Annotated in this window: 23 protein-coding genes; 7 read left to right on the forward strand and 16 right to left on the reverse strand. The window is 69.3% G+C overall.

Annotated features, from left to right (window positions below; translation table 11 throughout):
* Nucleotides 1-58: 58 nt before the first annotated feature.
* From ACFZA2_RS01655 to ACFZA2_RS01665, 3 genes are read right to left on the reverse strand one after another with little or no spacing between them, the layout of a single operon-like run.
* Nucleotides 59-526, reverse strand: a complete 468-nt coding sequence (locus ACFZA2_RS01655; protein WP_391399736.1) for a hypothetical protein — start codon at nt 524-526, stop codon at nt 59-61.
* The gene (locus ACFZA2_RS01660) at nt 523-1,671 is read right to left on the reverse strand and encodes a serine/threonine-protein kinase (protein WP_391399739.1); all 1,149 of its coding nucleotides are present in this window, start codon (nt 1,669-1,671) and stop codon (nt 523-525) included. The genes ACFZA2_RS01655 and ACFZA2_RS01660 overlap by 4 nt, the downstream gene beginning before the upstream one ends.
* Nucleotides 1,672-1,704: 33 nt before the next feature.
* Complete coding sequence (locus tag ACFZA2_RS01665) at nt 1,705-1,959, reverse strand: DUF6458 family protein (protein WP_108319361.1); 255 nt, start codon at nt 1,957-1,959, stop codon at nt 1,705-1,707.
* A gap of 172 nt (nt 1,960-2,131) precedes the next feature.
* On the opposite strand from ACFZA2_RS01665, the gene ACFZA2_RS01670 reads away from it, so the two are divergent.
* From ACFZA2_RS01670 to ACFZA2_RS01680, 3 genes are all read left to right on the forward strand, one after another.
* On the forward strand, nt 2,132-3,241 hold the full coding sequence (locus tag ACFZA2_RS01670; RefSeq protein ID WP_391399742.1) for an ATP-binding protein: 1,110 nt from the start codon (nt 2,132-2,134) through the stop codon (nt 3,239-3,241).
* Between the two features lie 167 nt (nt 3,242-3,408).
* Nucleotides 3,409-3,606 (forward strand): DUF2188 domain-containing protein, encoded by a 198-nt coding sequence (locus tag ACFZA2_RS01675; protein ID WP_315993198.1) that lies wholly within the window; start codon nt 3,409-3,411, stop codon nt 3,604-3,606.
* A 325-nt stretch (nt 3,607-3,931) separates the two neighbouring features.
* On the forward strand, nt 3,932-5,131 hold the full coding sequence (locus tag ACFZA2_RS01680) for a tyrosine-type recombinase/integrase (protein WP_391399745.1): 1,200 nt from the start codon (nt 3,932-3,934) through the stop codon (nt 5,129-5,131).
* Here the strand turns inward: ACFZA2_RS01680 and ACFZA2_RS01685 are convergent.
* Nucleotides 5,116-5,334, reverse strand: a complete 219-nt coding sequence (locus ACFZA2_RS01685) for a DUF3263 domain-containing protein (RefSeq protein WP_391399748.1) — start codon at nt 5,332-5,334, stop codon at nt 5,116-5,118. The genes ACFZA2_RS01680 and ACFZA2_RS01685 overlap by 16 nt on opposite strands.
* Before the next feature lie 71 nt (nt 5,335-5,405).
* Here ACFZA2_RS01685 and ACFZA2_RS01690 point away from each other — a divergent pair, with 71 nt between their 5' ends.
* The 4 genes from ACFZA2_RS01690 to ACFZA2_RS01705 all read left to right on the forward strand — a co-directional run bounded on the left by ACFZA2_RS01690 (nt 5,406) and on the right by ACFZA2_RS01705 (nt 7,130).
* Nucleotides 5,406-5,837 carry a hypothetical protein gene (locus ACFZA2_RS01690; protein ID WP_391399751.1) on the forward strand — a complete coding sequence of 144 codons (432 nt, stop codon included), beginning with the start codon at nt 5,406-5,408 and terminating at the stop codon, nt 5,835-5,837.
* Nucleotides 5,838-5,892: 55 nt separating this feature from the next.
* Nucleotides 5,893-6,174 (forward strand): hypothetical protein, encoded by a 282-nt coding sequence (locus ACFZA2_RS01695; protein ID WP_391399754.1) that lies wholly within the window; start codon nt 5,893-5,895, stop codon nt 6,172-6,174.
* Between the two features lie 237 nt (nt 6,175-6,411).
* Nucleotides 6,412-6,687 (forward strand): hypothetical protein, encoded by a 276-nt coding sequence (locus ACFZA2_RS01700; RefSeq protein ID WP_391399756.1) that lies wholly within the window; start codon nt 6,412-6,414, stop codon nt 6,685-6,687.
* Nucleotides 6,684-7,130: a hypothetical protein gene (locus tag ACFZA2_RS01705; RefSeq protein ID WP_391399759.1), complete on the forward strand. Its 447-nt coding sequence runs from the start codon at nt 6,684-6,686 to the stop codon at nt 7,128-7,130. Before ACFZA2_RS01700 ends, ACFZA2_RS01705 begins: the two co-directional genes overlap by 4 nt.
* Nucleotides 7,131-7,252: 122 nt before the next feature.
* On the opposite strand, the gene ACFZA2_RS01710 is transcribed toward ACFZA2_RS01705, so the two are convergent.
* From ACFZA2_RS01710 to ACFZA2_RS01765, 12 genes are all read right to left on the reverse strand, one after another.
* Nucleotides 7,253-7,903: a serine O-acetyltransferase gene (locus ACFZA2_RS01710; protein WP_391399762.1), complete on the reverse strand. Its 651-nt coding sequence runs from the start codon at nt 7,901-7,903 to the stop codon at nt 7,253-7,255.
* 97 nt (nt 7,904-8,000) lie between these two features.
* Nucleotides 8,001-9,395, reverse strand: coding sequence for a hypothetical protein (locus tag ACFZA2_RS01715; RefSeq protein WP_391399765.1), 1,395 nt, complete (start codon nt 9,393-9,395; stop codon nt 8,001-8,003).
* Nucleotides 9,392-9,826 carry a hypothetical protein gene (locus tag ACFZA2_RS01720; RefSeq protein ID WP_391399768.1) on the reverse strand — a complete coding sequence of 145 codons (435 nt, stop codon included), beginning with the start codon at nt 9,824-9,826 and terminating at the stop codon, nt 9,392-9,394. Before ACFZA2_RS01720 ends, ACFZA2_RS01715 begins: the two co-directional genes overlap by 4 nt.
* A gap of 1 nt (nt 9,827) precedes the next feature.
* The gene (locus tag ACFZA2_RS01725; protein ID WP_391399771.1) at nt 9,828-10,391 is read right to left on the reverse strand and encodes a hypothetical protein; all 564 of its coding nucleotides are present in this window, start codon (nt 10,389-10,391) and stop codon (nt 9,828-9,830) included.
* Nucleotides 10,384-10,569: a hypothetical protein gene (locus tag ACFZA2_RS01730; RefSeq protein ID WP_391399773.1), complete on the reverse strand. Its 186-nt coding sequence runs from the start codon at nt 10,567-10,569 to the stop codon at nt 10,384-10,386. The genes ACFZA2_RS01725 and ACFZA2_RS01730 overlap by 8 nt, the downstream gene beginning before the upstream one ends.
* Before the next feature lie 11 nt (nt 10,570-10,580).
* Nucleotides 10,581-11,477: a hypothetical protein gene (locus tag ACFZA2_RS01735; RefSeq protein WP_391399776.1), complete on the reverse strand. Its 897-nt coding sequence runs from the start codon at nt 11,475-11,477 to the stop codon at nt 10,581-10,583.
* Entirely contained in the window at nt 11,474-11,911 is a 438-nt protein-coding gene (locus ACFZA2_RS01740) for a hypothetical protein (protein ID WP_391399779.1), read from the reverse strand. The genes ACFZA2_RS01735 and ACFZA2_RS01740 overlap by 4 nt, the downstream gene beginning before the upstream one ends.
* Before the next feature lie 135 nt (nt 11,912-12,046).
* Complete coding sequence (locus tag ACFZA2_RS01745) at nt 12,047-12,319, reverse strand: hypothetical protein (protein WP_391399781.1); 273 nt, start codon at nt 12,317-12,319, stop codon at nt 12,047-12,049.
* Between the two features lie 42 nt (nt 12,320-12,361).
* Nucleotides 12,362-12,643, reverse strand: coding sequence for a hypothetical protein (locus ACFZA2_RS01750; RefSeq protein ID WP_391399784.1), 282 nt, complete (start codon nt 12,641-12,643; stop codon nt 12,362-12,364).
* On the reverse strand, nt 12,643-13,137 hold the full coding sequence (locus ACFZA2_RS01755) for a hypothetical protein (protein ID WP_391399787.1): 495 nt from the start codon (nt 13,135-13,137) through the stop codon (nt 12,643-12,645). The genes ACFZA2_RS01750 and ACFZA2_RS01755 overlap by 1 nt, the downstream gene beginning before the upstream one ends.
* Nucleotides 13,138-13,140: 3 nt before the next feature.
* Nucleotides 13,141-13,551 (reverse strand): hypothetical protein, encoded by a 411-nt coding sequence (locus tag ACFZA2_RS01760; protein ID WP_391399790.1) that lies wholly within the window; start codon nt 13,549-13,551, stop codon nt 13,141-13,143.
* Nucleotides 13,551-14,324 carry a hypothetical protein gene (locus ACFZA2_RS01765; RefSeq protein ID WP_391399792.1) on the reverse strand — a complete coding sequence of 258 codons (774 nt, stop codon included), beginning with the start codon at nt 14,322-14,324 and terminating at the stop codon, nt 13,551-13,553. The genes ACFZA2_RS01760 and ACFZA2_RS01765 overlap by 1 nt, the downstream gene beginning before the upstream one ends.
* Nucleotides 14,325-14,366 lie beyond the last annotated feature (42 nt).

Here is a 14,366-nt window from a genome sequence, read left to right on the forward strand (position 1 = left end):
CGCGGGCGTGGGGGCCATCCCCGCGCACCTGTTCCGCGAGACGCCGTCGCGGGCATGCTCACCCGTCCTTCTTGCCCGGCCCCTTGCCGTTCCCCGGCCCCTTCTCGTCGCCCGGCTTCTTGTCGGACGGGTCCCCGCCGTTCCCGCCTCCGCCGGTGCCATCCGTGCCGTCGTCGACGACGTCCTGCTGGTCGTCGGATGCGGGCTCGGTCGTCCGCACAGGCGTGGGCGTGGGCGTGGGGGTCGGGACCAGACCGGTGAGATCGGCACGGACGGTCGCGATGCGCGTCAGGATGGCGTCCGCCTCCTCGGCCGTGATCTCCCCCGCGTCGCGGCGGGCGGTGACCTCGGCCTCGAGCGCGTCGAGGCTCGCGAGCGCCGAGGCGTAGTCGCCGGCCGACGCCTGCTCCGCGATCGTCTGCACGTTCTGCTGCCACGCGGTGGGCGCGGCGGGCGGGGTGCAGCCGGCGAGGGCCAGGGCTACGGCCACGGCCACGACGCCGGCGAGGGAAGCGCGACGGATCATTCCCCGACCTCCTTCCACAGGTCGTCGACGTGCTGATCGAGCGGCTGGGGCAGTGCGGGCAGATCGGGCTCGGGGGCTCCCCCGGCCCCGGCTGCCACGGCGGCGGTCACTCCCCCCGCGGCGAGGACGGCAGCGACGACGGATGCCACCACCACGGCACGTCGAGACGGACGACGCCGCGAACGGGGCGCCGGGGATCCCCCCGGCGTCGAGGCGTCGAAGACGCGCGTCGGGGCGGCGGCTCCGGACGCCGCCGGCATACGCGCGGTCGTTCCCCCTCCCGGGGCGGGCACCGCCACGTTCGACAACGTGCGCAGCGCGACGATGACGCCCGCGGCATCCGGTCGTTCGGCGGGGTCGATGGCCGTCATCCGCTCGAGCACGTCCCGCCACCCGGAGGGGATGTGCGCGGGGATCTCAGGCGGGGAGACGAGCCGGGCGGCGAGCGCTTCATGCGGGGTGCGGGAGCCGAACGGGCGTGAACCGGTCAGGGCCTCCAGCAGCACGAGTCCGAGCGCGTACACGTCGCTCGGGGGTGCGGCCGGCATCCCGCGCGCCTGTTCGGGGCTCAGGTAAGCGGCCGTTCCGATCACGGTGTCGGCCCGTGTCACGCGGGTGGCCCCGACGAGCGAGGCGATGCCGAAGTCGGCGAGAGTCGCCCGCGGGGTCTCCCCCGTGTGCGCGGCGGGTCGCATCAGGATGTTCGACGGCTTCACGTCGCGGTGCACGATCCCTCGGCCGTGGATCACGGCGAACGCCTCCGCGACCTCGCGCCCGACGCGCGCGGCCTCGGGCCCGCCGAGACGACCCCGCGCGATGAGGTCGGTGAGCGTCGGGCCCGCGATGAGCTCCATCGCCAGATAGGCGGGCGTCGCGTCGAGCCGTGCGTCGTAGAGGGTGACGAGCGACGGATGCGAGAGCGAGGCGAGCAGGCGGATCTCCGACCGGACGCGGGCGGCGTCGGAGGGATCGGCACCGTCCCCGTCGATGACCTTGATGGCGAGGGTGCGCTCGAGAGCGGTATCGACCGCCTCGTATACGCGCGCGTAACCGCCCCGGCCGAGCAGACGGCCGAGGCGGTAGCGTCCGTCGAACAGGTCGCCCGCGGGCGAGTCGTCGGCGACGGTGCGCGTCGGTTCGGTCATGGGTGTACCTCCGGGGTGGCGACCCCGGGGGACTCAGACGAGGTCGTCGTTGGACGAGCGCGTGGTCGAGCGGGTGACCTGGGCGCCCCCCACTCCTTCGGTGCGGGTGACCGTATCGGTTTGCCGACGACGCACGAGCAGCACGACGCCGATCAGGAACACGACGACGCCGGCTCCCATCATGATGTAGCCGACCATGCTCAAGCTGACGTAGTCGTTGGGCAGGTTCACGGCGAAGGCGAGGATGGCGCCGATGACGAACAGCGCGATGCCGGCTCCGATGCTCATGGCAGATCCTTTCGAAGGAGGGTCTCAGCATCCCAACCGTCCGCGAAACAGCGGCAGGTCTTGACAAGAGGTCGGAATGGGCGATGCCCGATCCGGTGGACGCGTCTTTCACCCGTCCCCGACGCGGTGCCGCGACCCGCGACCATCCCGCGCCCCGGGAGACTGACCGACGATGTCCCGCGAACAGCCCCTCCCGAGTCGTGCCGGCGAAGCCGATCATCTCTATGTCGACGCCCTCGGGGTGACCGTGCGCATCGACCTCGACGGCGTGCCCCCCGCCGACCGCGTCTCGATCGGAGAAGCCTGGTCCGGGGCCCGGCACGACGAGGCCACGCTCGCTGCGGCGATCGTCTCCCCGCGCCCGCGCTTCCTTTCCGACGAGACCATGTCCGACCTGTCGACCCAGGTGACGCTCTCCGCCCTCTCCGCGCGGCGCGGAGACCTGTGGCTCGTCCATGCCGGCGCCATCGCCGACGACGACGGACGCGTCGTGCTGTTCTCGGGTCGGTCGGGGATGGGCAAGACCACCCTCATGTCGAGCCTCGCGCGCGACTACGCCTACGTGAGCGACGAGAGCGTCGGCGTCGCACCGGACGGGAGCGTCCTGCCCTACCGCAAACCTCTGTCGATCGTCGACGGTGCCGGCCGCGCCAAGAAGCAGGTGTCGCCCCGCGGTCTCGGGCTGCGCGATCTTCCGCCCACCCCGCTCCGCCTGCACGCCGTCGTGGTGCTCGATCGTCAGCCACGGAGCACCGAGGCCGCCCTCGAGCCCCTCGACATCGCGGATGCCGTGGCAGCGATCGCGCCGCAGTGCAGTTATCTCGCCGAATTGCCGCGTCCCTTGGAGACGATGATCGGACACGTCAGCGCGGTCGGCGGAGCGCTGCGTCTGCGCTACGCGGAAGCCGCGGACGTGCTCCCCCTCATCCGCGACCTGTTCGCCGCGCCCCGGCCGGCGTCACGCGAGCCGATCGTCTCGCAACGCGCCGAGGCCACGCGAGGCGCGAGCGGCTTCACCCGCACGCCGGTGGTGGATGCCGTGACTCTCTCGGGCGCGCGTCTCGCGCTGCTGCGCCGCACACCGGACGACGAGACGACGATCCACCTCGTCGACGGGATCGGACCGGTGCTCTGGCGGGCAGCCGACGGCGCCTCGTTCGACGACCTCGTGGCCGCCGCGGTGCACGCGCACGGCGAACCGCGCGGCGGAGACGCCCGGGATGCCGTCCGTGCCGCCCTGACGGCGCTGTGCGACGCCGGGCTGATCGCCGAGCGCCCCTGACGGACCCCGCGACGCCGTGCCGGGGCCTTCGCCGCCCGGCGTGGCCGCATCCGCCGGACACCGCCACGGGAGGTGACGTGAGGGGTGAAAGACCCTCTCGCGCGGACGCGCGCCATCGCGTGTCAACCCCGCACCGCGTGAAGAACCACCGGTGTCTGCTGGATGCCATGAGCCAGAACGATGTGACGACCAGATCGAACCGGGGCCAGTGGGAGAACGCGGTGGAGGGTCGACCCGAACTGTCGGCGAGCTTCTCCAGCAAAGAGGAAGCCGTCGACCAGGGGCGCGCCACTGCCGACGAACTCGGCTCGCGGCACCTCGTCGAGGACGCCGAGCCGACGGGCGCGCCGACCGACGAGGGCTGACGGCTCCGGAAATGAGCAGGGCCGCGGTCATCGACCGCGGCCCTCGTCACATGTGCCCCCGACAGGAATCGAACCTGCGACCTTTGGTACCGGAAACCAAGCAAGAACCCGCTATCGACTTGCGGTGCGTCATTTTCGACGTGTAGCGTCTCACCCATACAGTCCCGGACTATCCCAGACTGTCCGAGAATGGCTGCACCAAATGGCAGCACCACCCCGAGAGGACCAGCGGTGACAGACGTCGAACGCCTGAGAAGAAGAGCCGCGGTCAACGGAGACCGCGCCCCGCAGCAGAACCCCACCCCTCAGAGCTAGGACGAACCGCATGGCATCCATCTACCGCGACTCCCGCGGCTACTGGACCGCCACCGTCGAACTACCGCCCAGCGCAGACGGAACCCGGCGGCGGAAGTTCATCCGCCGGAAGACCAAGACAGAGCTGCGACTCGCGCTCGACGAGGCCGAAGCGCAGGTCCGCCGCACCGGCGACATCTCCACCTCATCCCCCACCGTGGAAGCGTGGGCGTCGTACTGGCTCACCGAGGTCGCAGCGAAGACCCGCCGCCCGAAGACGTACACGTCCTACCGGGCGATCATCGAGAACCACGTCATCCCCGTCATCGGGGGCGTGCGGCTCGACAAGCTCACGCCCGCCGCGATCCGCAAAGTGCTCGCGAAGATGGAGACCGCTGGCCTGTCCTCCACCTACCGGCGGAACACGCACGCCGTCATGGCCGCGATGTTCGCCGACGCGGAGCGAGACGAGAAGATCCAGCGGAACCCCACCGACCTCGTCGTCCGGCCGCGGCGCGCGGTCGTCGACCTCGAGGTCCTCACCGTCGCCGAAGCGCAGCGACTGCTGACCACGTTCGAGCAGTCGCCGGATGCGTTCATGTGGGCGACGTTCATCCTCACCGGCGCCCGCCGTGGCGAGATCATCGGCCTCGAGTGGGACCGCGTGCACGACGACGTCGACCTGTCCTGGCAGCTCCAGCGTCTCGACTACGCGCACGGATGCCGCGGCCGCTGCGGAGAGCCCCGCCCGTCGCAGTGCCCGAAGCGACGGTTCGACGTGCCTGACGGGTACGAGCACCGGCACCTGCACGGCGGGCTGCACCTGACCCGCCCGAAGTCGCGAGCGGGGTGGCGCACCATTCCCCTCGTCGACCCGCTGCAGTCGATCCTGCGCACGTGGCGGGAGACGGCGCCGGAGAACCCCTGGGGGCTGGCGTTCACGACGGAGTACCGCGGTGCGGTGACGCCGATCGACCCCGACCAGGCGACGAGCATGTGGAACGCCACCCGGGACGCCGCCGGCATCGACCGGCCCGTCCGCCTTCACGACCTGCGGCACACGACGGTCGACATTCTCGACGCGGCCGGCGTCGGCATGGACACCATCATGGACATCGTCGGGCACTCCACCCGGGCGATGTCGCGCGAGTACCGGTCGAAGGCGAATCGCGACCGGATCCGTCAGGCGATGCTCGACATGTCGGCGAGCCTGGGCTACGACGCGGCCTGACCCCACCGCGCACTGCGGCTCAGAATGCGGTCGCACAGCATCGGGTTCAACTCCCACGCCTCGAGAGACTGTGCGGCGTGCAGGAGCAGCTGGTAGTAACGGGCGGGCTTGATGCCGAGCTCGTCGACGATCGCGGCTTCCTTGCGGCTGGTGTGCTTCTCGTGGAGGCGTTCGAAGTCCAGGAGGTCGGGGACGGTGGGCATGGGGTGAGTCTCCCCCGGACCTCCGACATCGGCGGCACGCTAGCATCGACCGACCGAAGGGGGCCGGGTCGATGAGTGATTCCAGCGAGGAGCAGGTGGCGCCGCGGAGATCGTGGTGGGTGCTGTGGGTAGCCGGCGGCTTCGTCGCGGTGATCGTGGTCTTGGTCACCGTGTTCTCGACTCGGCCTGCTCCCCCGCTTCCCGCCGATGGCACGGCGGCGGAGTCGGCGCCGAGTAAGTACGAGCAGACGTGGTCGTCGCCGTACTCGGAGACGACGTGTGCGGAGTGGGCGGGCGAGATGACCCGTCAGCAGCGATTCGCGGCCGCGGCGGACATCCTCGCCGCAGCCTGGGCTCGCATCGAAGACAGCGACCGGTTCCCGCCCGATTCGCTCATCCAGCGATTTCAGGCTGGCGTCGATTCCGCATGCGACATCGACAGTGCGACGATCACCGACGTGACGTACCTCGTCTACCAGGCGGACCCGACGTTCCAGCCCTGAACGATGTCCGCGGTCTGACGTAGCCTGTTCCCTGGCCGGGGAAGGGGACCGGTCTATGGGTTCGACAAAGGTCAGCGACGAGATGCTGTCGCGCACGCTGTCATCCGTGCATCCGATGACACTCCCGCTGCAGGCATACGGGCAGCAGCCGGTCGAGTGGTTCTACCCGAAACGGCCCGTGTGGGCGTGGGTGCAGTGGCCGAACCGCGCCGCCGAACGCGTCGAGGCGTGGGCGATGGGATCGAACGACCGCATTGTCGTGCTCGAGGTGCCGTGCGACGGCGGCCACTGGCAGCCCGTCGTGTGGCGCAACGCCGTGACGGTGCGCACGTTATGACGCGACACCGCTTGCGCCTACAGCGAGCCGGGTGACCCGCATCTCCGTCCCCGCCCCGCTGAAACGCCGGCGGATGTCCGGGTGGGCCGCAATGGCACTCATCAACAGCGCCGCGCTCGCTGTGGCAGCGGGGACGTTCGCGGTTCTCACCGGTATCGACAGGCTCTTCGACATCCGCTAACCGGAACGAACTGCCGCCGGGCGGGAGATGTCGGCGGCCGCTCCTACGATGGACCCGTGCTGATCGGAACCATCCGCCCCGTCGAAACCCGCACCATCGAGGTCGAAGCGCACTCCCTCGCCGAAGCGCACGAGCTGCTCGAAGCGCAGTGCCCACCCGGGTTCGAGCTCGCAAACACCCCCGTCACGATGGGCAAGGGCACCACGCTGTTGACCGCGGTCGGGACGTTCATTCGCCGCGACGGCGCCCGCGACATCGAAGCCGCCGATCGGGCCGCGCTCGACGCGCAGGTGCCCGACGGGTGGGCGCTCATCACCATTCGGAGCGCATGATGTGGGACGTCTTGTTGGCGGCCGGCGTGGGCGCTCTTGTTTCGCTCCTCGGATGGGGGGCGAAAAACGCCTGGGAGGGCAGACGAAACATCATCAAGGCTCGACGCCAGTACGTGGCAGACGTGCTGGACAGCAACGCGATACAAGCGATTGACTCGTTCAGCGAGAATGCCTTCGATTTTCGCGCATTCTTCGCCACGACCCAGGCACTGCCCGTACCGCCGACGCTGGTGGACATCGAACTCGACGGCGAGCTCTCGGTCGCACGTCAGCTGATATCCGATCAGATCCGCGACTTGTACGATCTACGCGTTTCGGAGAACCAGGCCGGACAAGCGTTTTCAGACAGATTCGACGCAGAGGTGCTCGCGTTTCGGAAGCGCCTCATATCCTGGGCGCGAGGGAAGATCGGCGTCAATGACATCTTCCGGATGCTGCCCTAACGAAGAAAAGCCCCCGGCATCTCTACACCGAGAGGTGAGGGATGCCGGGGCATTTTCTATGCTGAGGGGCTATGGCAAAGCGTCAAGGGGCGAGCGCATCCGACAACTGGAAGTTCGCGGGGTTACTCGCGGTGGGCACCGGCGCGTGCGCGGTCGGCATTGCCGCGATCCGCGGTATCGGTCTGCTTGTCGGCATCGACTGACCCGGCCGGCATTCGCTCAGCCGATCCGCGCTTCGCGATGACCTTGGCTGGGGAGCCGGCAACGGTCACCCCCGCGGGCACGTCGCGGTTGACGACAGAGTTCGCGCCGATCACCGCTTCGTCACCGACCGTGATGCCGCCATACAGGACCGCGTTCGGGCCGATGTAGACGCGTTCGCCGATCTGCGGGACGCCGCCGTTTGCGATGCCGATGGTGACGCCGGGGTGGAGGCGCGTGCCCGCTCCTATCTTCGCGCGTGTGTTGACGACGAGGGTGCCGTAGTGCGCGATCGAGACGCCGGGGCCAGCGACCCCGGGAGGGAGAGTGATGCCGGTGCGCACGCCCACGGCCTGCATGCGGAATCGTGCCCAGAATCGCAGGATGCGAGCGGTGGCGCCGCGGCGGGTGCGGAGGTACTCCACACGGCGCAGCAGTCGCATGTACTTCACCACCGGTGCACGCCACTGGTCATCGAACCGCCACCGGTCCATCCCCGCCGCGGCGAGATCCGCCGCCAGGAAGTCTCGATAGTCGGCTCGCGTCTCGATCTTCGTCGCTGTGTTCGTCATCCCGCCCCCTTGCCACCTCTCAGGGTATCCACCTAGCGGGCGCACAGAAAGACGCCCCCAGCGTCCACCTCGGAGGAGGGGGCACTGGGGGCGTCTGTCAGGCGTAGTAGCCGGTGTCGACGTCGGCGAGGCTGTTCCCGATGCGGTGCCCGTAGAACAGGATCGTCACGTTGTCGAACATGTTCACCGAACGGTACAGCTGCACGTCGTGGCGGTTGGGTCCGCTGTTGGCGTTCGAGTCCATCGTCCGCATCATCAGGCGTTGCGTCGCCTGCGCGGTGCCGGCGAAGAGCGTCTGCTGCACCCACCCCTCGGCTTTCGACTCCCGCTTGTACAGCTCGGCGAAACCGATCGTCGGGTCGTTCGACATCTTCACGTGCCATGCGAGCTCGTAGACCTTGTCGAACTCCACCGGGTGACCGAGGGACCAGGGCCGGTCGTTGCCGTAGGTGGCGTTGCGCTGCCACATGAGCTCACGCCCGGACCCCGCACGGAAGCCGAGTTTCACCGGCGGAGAGGACTCGGGGTTGGCCGTGTAGAACTGGTTGATGTTCATGAACCCGGAGAACCCGTCGGGCATCGCCGGGAACGGCGTCATCCCTGCGGTGGGTCCGGTCCCGGAGGGGAACATGACGGCGAATCCCGCCCACACCTCGGAGTCGGCGTACAGCACCGGCTTCGCGGACAACTGGACGCGGGGGTTGGCAGTCGGCCCGATGGCCGTGTTCGGCACGTCGCACTTCAGCACCCGCTGGCCGCCGACCTTGAGCGGGTCCGTGATGAACGATGCCGTCTCAGCGTGGAAGACGACGTTGTACTCGGCGAGCGAGTTCTGCTGATACCCGTCGCGGAACGTGGGGTCCAGGCTCGCCGGAGTCGCGAAGTCGAGTGGCGCGATGATGATCTCTCGCACGCGCGCGGCCGAGCTGGTCAGCACGAGCCCGTGCAGCTTCGACGCAGAGAACAGCCCCGTTCCCCCGGGGCCGACGTTGTCGTACCAGTAGAGGAAGGGCGCGTCGTTTTTGAAGACGGTGTAGGAGTCGCCCACGACCTGCACGCGGATCGTGTCCGTCGCCGGATTGAACGCCATCGCCGCCGTCGCCCGACTGACGAAGTTCGTCGCGATCGACGTGAGAATCGACGTCGACGTCGTGCCGACGCGGACGTAGACATGGTTCGCGACGTCGATCGCGCGGACCACGATGCCCTGCCCGCCGGTCGTGGTCCCCGTCATCGAAGAGAACCGAACAGCCACGTCGACGTCGGTGACGCCCGGGTTCAGAACAGCCATCGCTCGAGTCGCGGCCGACGTTACCCCGGCGCCGAGCGCCGAGTCGACGATCATGGTGGACTTCTGCTGCAGCGCGATCCACGACTGGCCCGTGTTGGTCGAACCCCACCCGTCCCCGTTGTCTGCGGCGAGGGTGCGAGCGAACGGATCGCGGATCGTTCGGGAGCGCACCATGAGGGGGATGATATCGACGACGTTCACGTTGCCACGTACCCCTGCCACTTGGAGAACCCGGGCACCGCGACGATGCCGAAACGGTTGGCCTGGCCCGGCTTGGTGAGTAGGGGCGGCGGGGTCCCGTAGTTGGGCCACTCGATGTCGGCGGGCCAGGTGATCGACCGGGTACCGACGGAGTCCTGCACGATGGTGAGGATGATCCCCGCGCCAGGCGTGGGGTTCGGGAGAACGAGGCTGATCGACCGGTTGAGGGTGAGGGTGACGGACCCGTACTTCGTGACCATGTACGAGGCGGTGGTGACGGTGTCGTTGACGACCCCCACGTTCAGGAGGTTCGACACCATCGTGGTGAGCGCCGCACGCACGGTCGGGTCGGTGTTGACCAGCCCGGCCATGAGCGCCTGAATGCCCGGCGTGGTGATGACTGCCGCTTCAGTGACGAGACGCTTCGCCATGTCAGACCTCGTTCCTGTAGACGCGGATCACGACGGATCCGTCCGGCTTCAGCACCGGCTGCCAATCGATGCCGATGTCCCCGTTCTTGGCGGCGGGCGGGAAGGATGCGCCCCCGGTGAGATCCCATGGCACTGCGGCGCTGTACGCGGGCGGGGCGATGCCGTTGAAGCGCATGAGGTCCCCGTCGATCGCGCCTGTCCCCGCGGTGACGGCGTACGGGCCGACGTCGTACCGGTCGACGAGGCGTTCCCCGTCGAAGACGCTGACCGTCGTGACGTAGGTGTGCGTCGGCCCCAGCGCGGGGTCGAGCGGGTCGCCGGTCTGCGCGTCCACCCAGCCGGTCAGATCGGTTCGCGGCACCTCGATCACTGCTTCCTCGCCCACCGTCGGAGTGCGCACAGCTCCGGCGGGGAAGAATGCCTCGCCCGTGGCCTGCCACACCAAGGACCGCGACGCGACCGTCTTCGTCTCCGTTCGCAGCGGCGCCGTCGTCTCGAGCTTCAGGTCCCGCCCCCATGAGATGGTGCGGAGCGGGATGTACGGCGGGTATGGGGAGTCAGCCATCCGTCTCCACCTCCTCCGCGTTGAGCGCGGCGACGCGGGCGGGCAGTGTCGCGGCGAAGTCGAGCAGCTGGGCAGCGGTGAGAGCCTGCGCCGGCTCGGCGGGAATCGGGCTGAGTGTCTCGCCGTCGTCGTCGACCAAGACGGGCTGGACGACGACGTGGAGGATGCGGATGGTCACGGGGTCTCCGATCAGGTGTTGGCGGGGATCAGCCCGTACTCGATGAGCGTGCCGATGAGCTTGTTCACCCGGTCCTGCATCGACGTCGGATCGTTGCTGGTGAACTCAATGCGCGGCTGCCGCCCGGTGGGGGACTTCCCGAAGAACCCGAGACCGCCATTGCCGTGCAGCTCGAGGATCGGCACGTTGCTCTTGCCGTAGAACGCGGCCAGCGAACCCGGGTTGGTGACGGTCGAGTCGACCCGGACCACCATCATCGTCCCCGCGGCGTTCTTCGCCGTGACGAAATCGAAGAGGGACGCATCCGACCGCTGCGCGGCGAACATGCCGGTTCCGGTGGCGGTCGGGTGATTGTCGAGGTACAGCCCGACACCGCCGGCCTTATTCGCGATATGCACGGCGGTGGTGTTGCCGAAGTCGTTCCCGAATCCAGCCATGTACGGTCCCGTGAAACCCGGACCATTCGACATGTGCATCCCCGCGAAGGCGCCCGCGATGCCGGTCCATTCGAGGAGCGGTGCTGTGTTCGCGCCGACGCCGAGGATGCTCGCGCGCGGGAACTGCGCCCGCAGGGCATCCCGGACGGGCCCCGCGGTGTCGACGAGCGGCGCGATCGTGGACGCGACCTCCGCGCGCGGGAGGAGGAACGACCGGAGCGCCGTGTTCGTCGCCGACCCTTGCGCCGTGGAGTACGTCGCCACGGCGTTGTCGGCGGGGACTGCGTTGACGCCGGGGAGGCCGCGGGGCTGGTACACGTCGAGGAGGGTGATCTCCCCCACCTTGCGGGTGCGGAGGTACCCCTGCTCTCCGGCGGGGATGGACACGAAGTCGCCCGCGCTGACCGACCCGGGAGGGCCGACAGGACCGCGCATGTTGCCGATCTTGGTCACGCGAGAAGGCAGGCTCATGAGGGTTCCTTCCATCCGATGTCACCGGTCACGGTGTCGATGTACAGCCCGGGCGGGGTGTTGGCGGGCCACGGCGGGCCGTAGAAGATCGCGGACGCAGGGACGTCGCCCATCGTCTTGATGTCGCCACCCCCGGCGACGGCGGTGAACTCCCACTCCGACCCCCACCCGGCGATCTCCTGGCCGCCCTGCGTGGTGGTGAGCCAGTCGACGACGAGCCGATACCGGGTCTCGGGAGCCGTGTCGACGGTCGCGACGAGCTCCACCGTGCCCGTCCCCGCCCCGCTGAGGGCCACGGGGATGTCGCGGGAGGACAGCATCCCGTCCGGTCCCGACGCGTCGCGCACGGGCCGGATGCGGGCGCGCGGCACCGCACCGGGGAACGGTGACCCTGAGAAGTCGGTCACGCGCAGGGTGTAGGTGTACTTCGCCATGCGGCGGCGCTCCTCTCAGCCCTCACCCGGCGGGGTGACGGCGGCAGGGTGATGAGGGGGTGATAACCGGGTGACGCCGGGGTGAGAAGTAGACGGTGGCGGCCCCCAGGATGAGGACCGCCACCAGGAGAAGCATCAGGAGACGACGCGCTTGTTCGTGGCGCCGTAGACGCCGCCGCCGGTGAGGCCGGCGCCGACCGCGATCGCGGCGAGGATGGTGATCCACTCGCCGCCGGTGATGACGTTGTCGGCCAGGGCGGAGGCGAGTGCGGCCGCGCCGGAGGTGATGCCGGCGAGGGCGGCGCCGACGAAGGCCTTGGTGCTGCTGGTGACGACAACGGGCGGCACGGTCTTGTCGGCCAGGTCGATCGCGACGTCGGTGACGGTGGTGGGGTTGGGGTTGCTCATGCGAGGTGTCCTTTCAGACGGAGACCCGGCACGGTGCCGGGGTCAGGTGGGGTGGGTGTCTTCGTCGATGCCGAGCGCGCGGCGCATCCAGGCGTCGCGGTCCTTCTCGGCTCGGTTCAGCCGGTCGCGCAGGTCTTCCCACGCGCGGATGTCGATGTCGTCGGCGGGGACGGTGGCGGGGATGCCGACCTGCGGTGCGGGGTCATCCCCGCCGGGCTTGCGGGCGGCCTTGATGAGAGCGCCGATTGCGGTGACCAGCGCCGCGACGGAGCCGATGACGATGCCAGCAGCGGTCAGGAGCGCACCGATCTGGTCCGGCTGCATCAGCTCTCCTTCGGCTGTGCGAGCGCCTCCACGGTCGCGGTCTGACCGGTGCGCAGTGCCCGGTGGTACTTCCAGAGCTCCCACGTGATCTGCAAGACGCGGGCGAGCGCGGAGAACGCGATGACGCCGACCATGGCCTGCGTGAGCGGACTGTTCCCCCACCCGTACTCGCGGATCAGCGCCGCCCACAGCCCGCCGAAGCAGAGCGCCATGAGCATCGTCGCCACAGCCTCGAGACGCGACATCGCGACGATGAGCGCCCCACCGCGGGCGGTGACGACCTGCACCCCCACGGACGCGGCGATTGCGACGACGGCGACGACGAGCAGCAGCCACTGCCACACGTCGGCGAGGATCGGGCTGATCGCCTCGAGCGCGACGGGCTGATACCCCTCCGTCACGGAAAGGAAGGGGACGACGAAGGCGAGCAGCTGCGCGCCCGTAGCCCACGCGTTCGCGGGCGAGGTGAACCGCACCGGCTTGCTCGCGTCCACGGGTCACCCCTTCCGTCGAGGTACGAGCAGCGAGAACGCCGTCGCGAGGGTCAGCGCGGCCATGCCCGCGTAGATCACGAACGCGGTCCACACGAACCCGGGCGACTGGATGATCGGCAGCGACCATGCCACCCACGCGAGCGCGAGCAGCACGGCCGGCACGGCCGCGGCGAGTCGGGAGTGCGCGAGCAGCCCCAGCATGAGCACACCGAGGACGACCATCGTCAGGCCCCACGCGTGCGGCGGTGCCCACGCGAACGCCTGCCGGAACGACAGCACCCGCAGCAGGTCCGGCGCGGTGACGATGACCACGACGCCGTACGCCGTCGACACGATCGCAATAATCGCGGTGAACGTCTCGGCGAGCCAGATGTCGGTGAGCTTGTCCCGCCACGCCGTCGGGATGACGGTCATCAGCGGTGCCACATGTTGCCGGGGCGGACGCTCCCGTCGTCGGGGTTGAGCACGGCGAACTTGCCGTCGACGAACGCCCAGATGTTCAGGTCGCAGCCGTACGTCCGCAGGAGGATGGGCAGGCGGCTGAGCGGGACGTGGGTCCACTCGTCGTCGGTGCGGACGACGTTCTTGACCCACTCGGGGTCGTCGTCCTGGATGAGGTGGCGGAAGATGCCGGGGCCCAGGGTGGCCTTGACCAGCCCGTTGGGGCCGGCGTCGATGTTGAGTGCGAGCATGTCGTCCTCCTCGGACAGGGTGGGGCGGTTGGTGGTGCCGGGGTTGATGACGATCGACGCGAACGCGGGGACCGTGAACGGGTCGTAGTCGCCGATGTGCCAGAGCTCGCGCGGGGAGACGAAGTCGACGATGAAGCCGACGATGCGGCAGAGCGCGACGAACCGCGCCCACGCGAGGGACTCGTTGCCGGGGGCGAGCGCGCCCCAGTTGTTGACGTCGATCGCGGCGCAGTCGCGGCCCTGGTAGGTGAGGCCGTGGGAGGAGTAGCCGGGAACCGCGGCCCAGATGCCGAGCTCCTTGCGGTACTGGATCTGCACGTCGAGCGGGCGGTACCCGTTCCACCCGGGGGTGATGACGAGCCAGACGCCGTACTTCTCCCACGCGAGACGCTGCACTTCCCGCCAGCGCGCGGCAGTACCGACGGGGAGGTAGTGCTGGTCGGCGAGCTTGACGAGGTCGCTCAGCGGGGCGCGACCGTTCTCGTATCGGGGCATGCGTGGAACGTCCTTTCGTCGGTCCCGGGCATGGGCCACGGG

The sequence above is a fragment of the Microbacterium sp. NPDC007973 genome (genome assembly GCF_042958465.1).
GTDB classification, from domain to species: domain Bacteria; phylum Actinomycetota; class Actinomycetes; order Actinomycetales; family Microbacteriaceae; genus Microbacterium; species Microbacterium galbum.

What these genes read in the sequence shown, in the direction of transcription:
- ACFZA2_RS01655 (WP_391399736.1), bottom strand. Translation starts at nt 526, where the DNA reads ATGATCCGTCGCGCTTCCCTCGCCGGCGTCGTGGCCGTGGCCGTAGCC.
- ACFZA2_RS01660 (WP_391399739.1), bottom strand. Translation starts at nt 1,671, where the DNA reads ATGACCGAACCGACGCGCACCGTCGCCGACGACTCGCCCGCGGGCGAC.
- ACFZA2_RS01665 (WP_108319361.1), bottom strand. Translation starts at nt 1,959, where the DNA reads ATGAGCATCGGAGCCGGCATCGCGCTGTTCGTCATCGGCGCCATCCTC.
- ACFZA2_RS01670 (WP_391399742.1), top strand. Translation starts at nt 2,132, where the DNA reads ATGTCCCGCGAACAGCCCCTCCCGAGTCGTGCCGGCGAAGCCGATCAT.
- ACFZA2_RS01675 (WP_315993198.1), top strand. Translation starts at nt 3,409, where the DNA reads ATGAGCCAGAACGATGTGACGACCAGATCGAACCGGGGCCAGTGGGAG.
- ACFZA2_RS01680 (WP_391399745.1), top strand. Translation starts at nt 3,932, where the DNA reads ATGGCATCCATCTACCGCGACTCCCGCGGCTACTGGACCGCCACCGTC.
- ACFZA2_RS01685 (WP_391399748.1), bottom strand. Translation starts at nt 5,334, where the DNA reads ATGCCCACCGTCCCCGACCTCCTGGACTTCGAACGCCTCCACGAGAAG.
- ACFZA2_RS01690 (WP_391399751.1), top strand. Translation starts at nt 5,406, where the DNA reads ATGAGTGATTCCAGCGAGGAGCAGGTGGCGCCGCGGAGATCGTGGTGG.
- ACFZA2_RS01695 (WP_391399754.1), top strand. Translation starts at nt 5,893, where the DNA reads ATGGGTTCGACAAAGGTCAGCGACGAGATGCTGTCGCGCACGCTGTCA.
- ACFZA2_RS01705 (WP_391399759.1), top strand. Translation starts at nt 6,684, where the DNA reads ATGATGTGGGACGTCTTGTTGGCGGCCGGCGTGGGCGCTCTTGTTTCG.
- ACFZA2_RS01710 (WP_391399762.1), bottom strand. Translation starts at nt 7,903, where the DNA reads ATGACGAACACAGCGACGAAGATCGAGACGCGAGCCGACTATCGAGAC.
- ACFZA2_RS01720 (WP_391399768.1), bottom strand. Translation starts at nt 9,826, where the DNA reads ATGGCGAAGCGTCTCGTCACTGAAGCGGCAGTCATCACCACGCCGGGC.
- ACFZA2_RS01725 (WP_391399771.1), bottom strand. Translation starts at nt 10,391, where the DNA reads ATGGCTGACTCCCCATACCCGCCGTACATCCCGCTCCGCACCATCTCA.
- ACFZA2_RS01735 (WP_391399776.1), bottom strand. Translation starts at nt 11,477, where the DNA reads ATGAGCCTGCCTTCTCGCGTGACCAAGATCGGCAACATGCGCGGTCCT.
- ACFZA2_RS01740 (WP_391399779.1), bottom strand. Translation starts at nt 11,911, where the DNA reads ATGGCGAAGTACACCTACACCCTGCGCGTGACCGACTTCTCAGGGTCA.
- ACFZA2_RS01745 (WP_391399781.1), bottom strand. Translation starts at nt 12,319, where the DNA reads ATGAGCAACCCCAACCCCACCACCGTCACCGACGTCGCGATCGACCTG.
- ACFZA2_RS01750 (WP_391399784.1), bottom strand. Translation starts at nt 12,643, where the DNA reads ATGCAGCCGGACCAGATCGGTGCGCTCCTGACCGCTGCTGGCATCGTC.
- ACFZA2_RS01760 (WP_391399790.1), bottom strand. Translation starts at nt 13,551, where the DNA reads ATGACCGTCATCCCGACGGCGTGGCGGGACAAGCTCACCGACATCTGG.
- ACFZA2_RS01765 (WP_391399792.1), bottom strand. Translation starts at nt 14,324, where the DNA reads ATGCCCCGATACGAGAACGGTCGCGCCCCGCTGAGCGACCTCGTCAAG.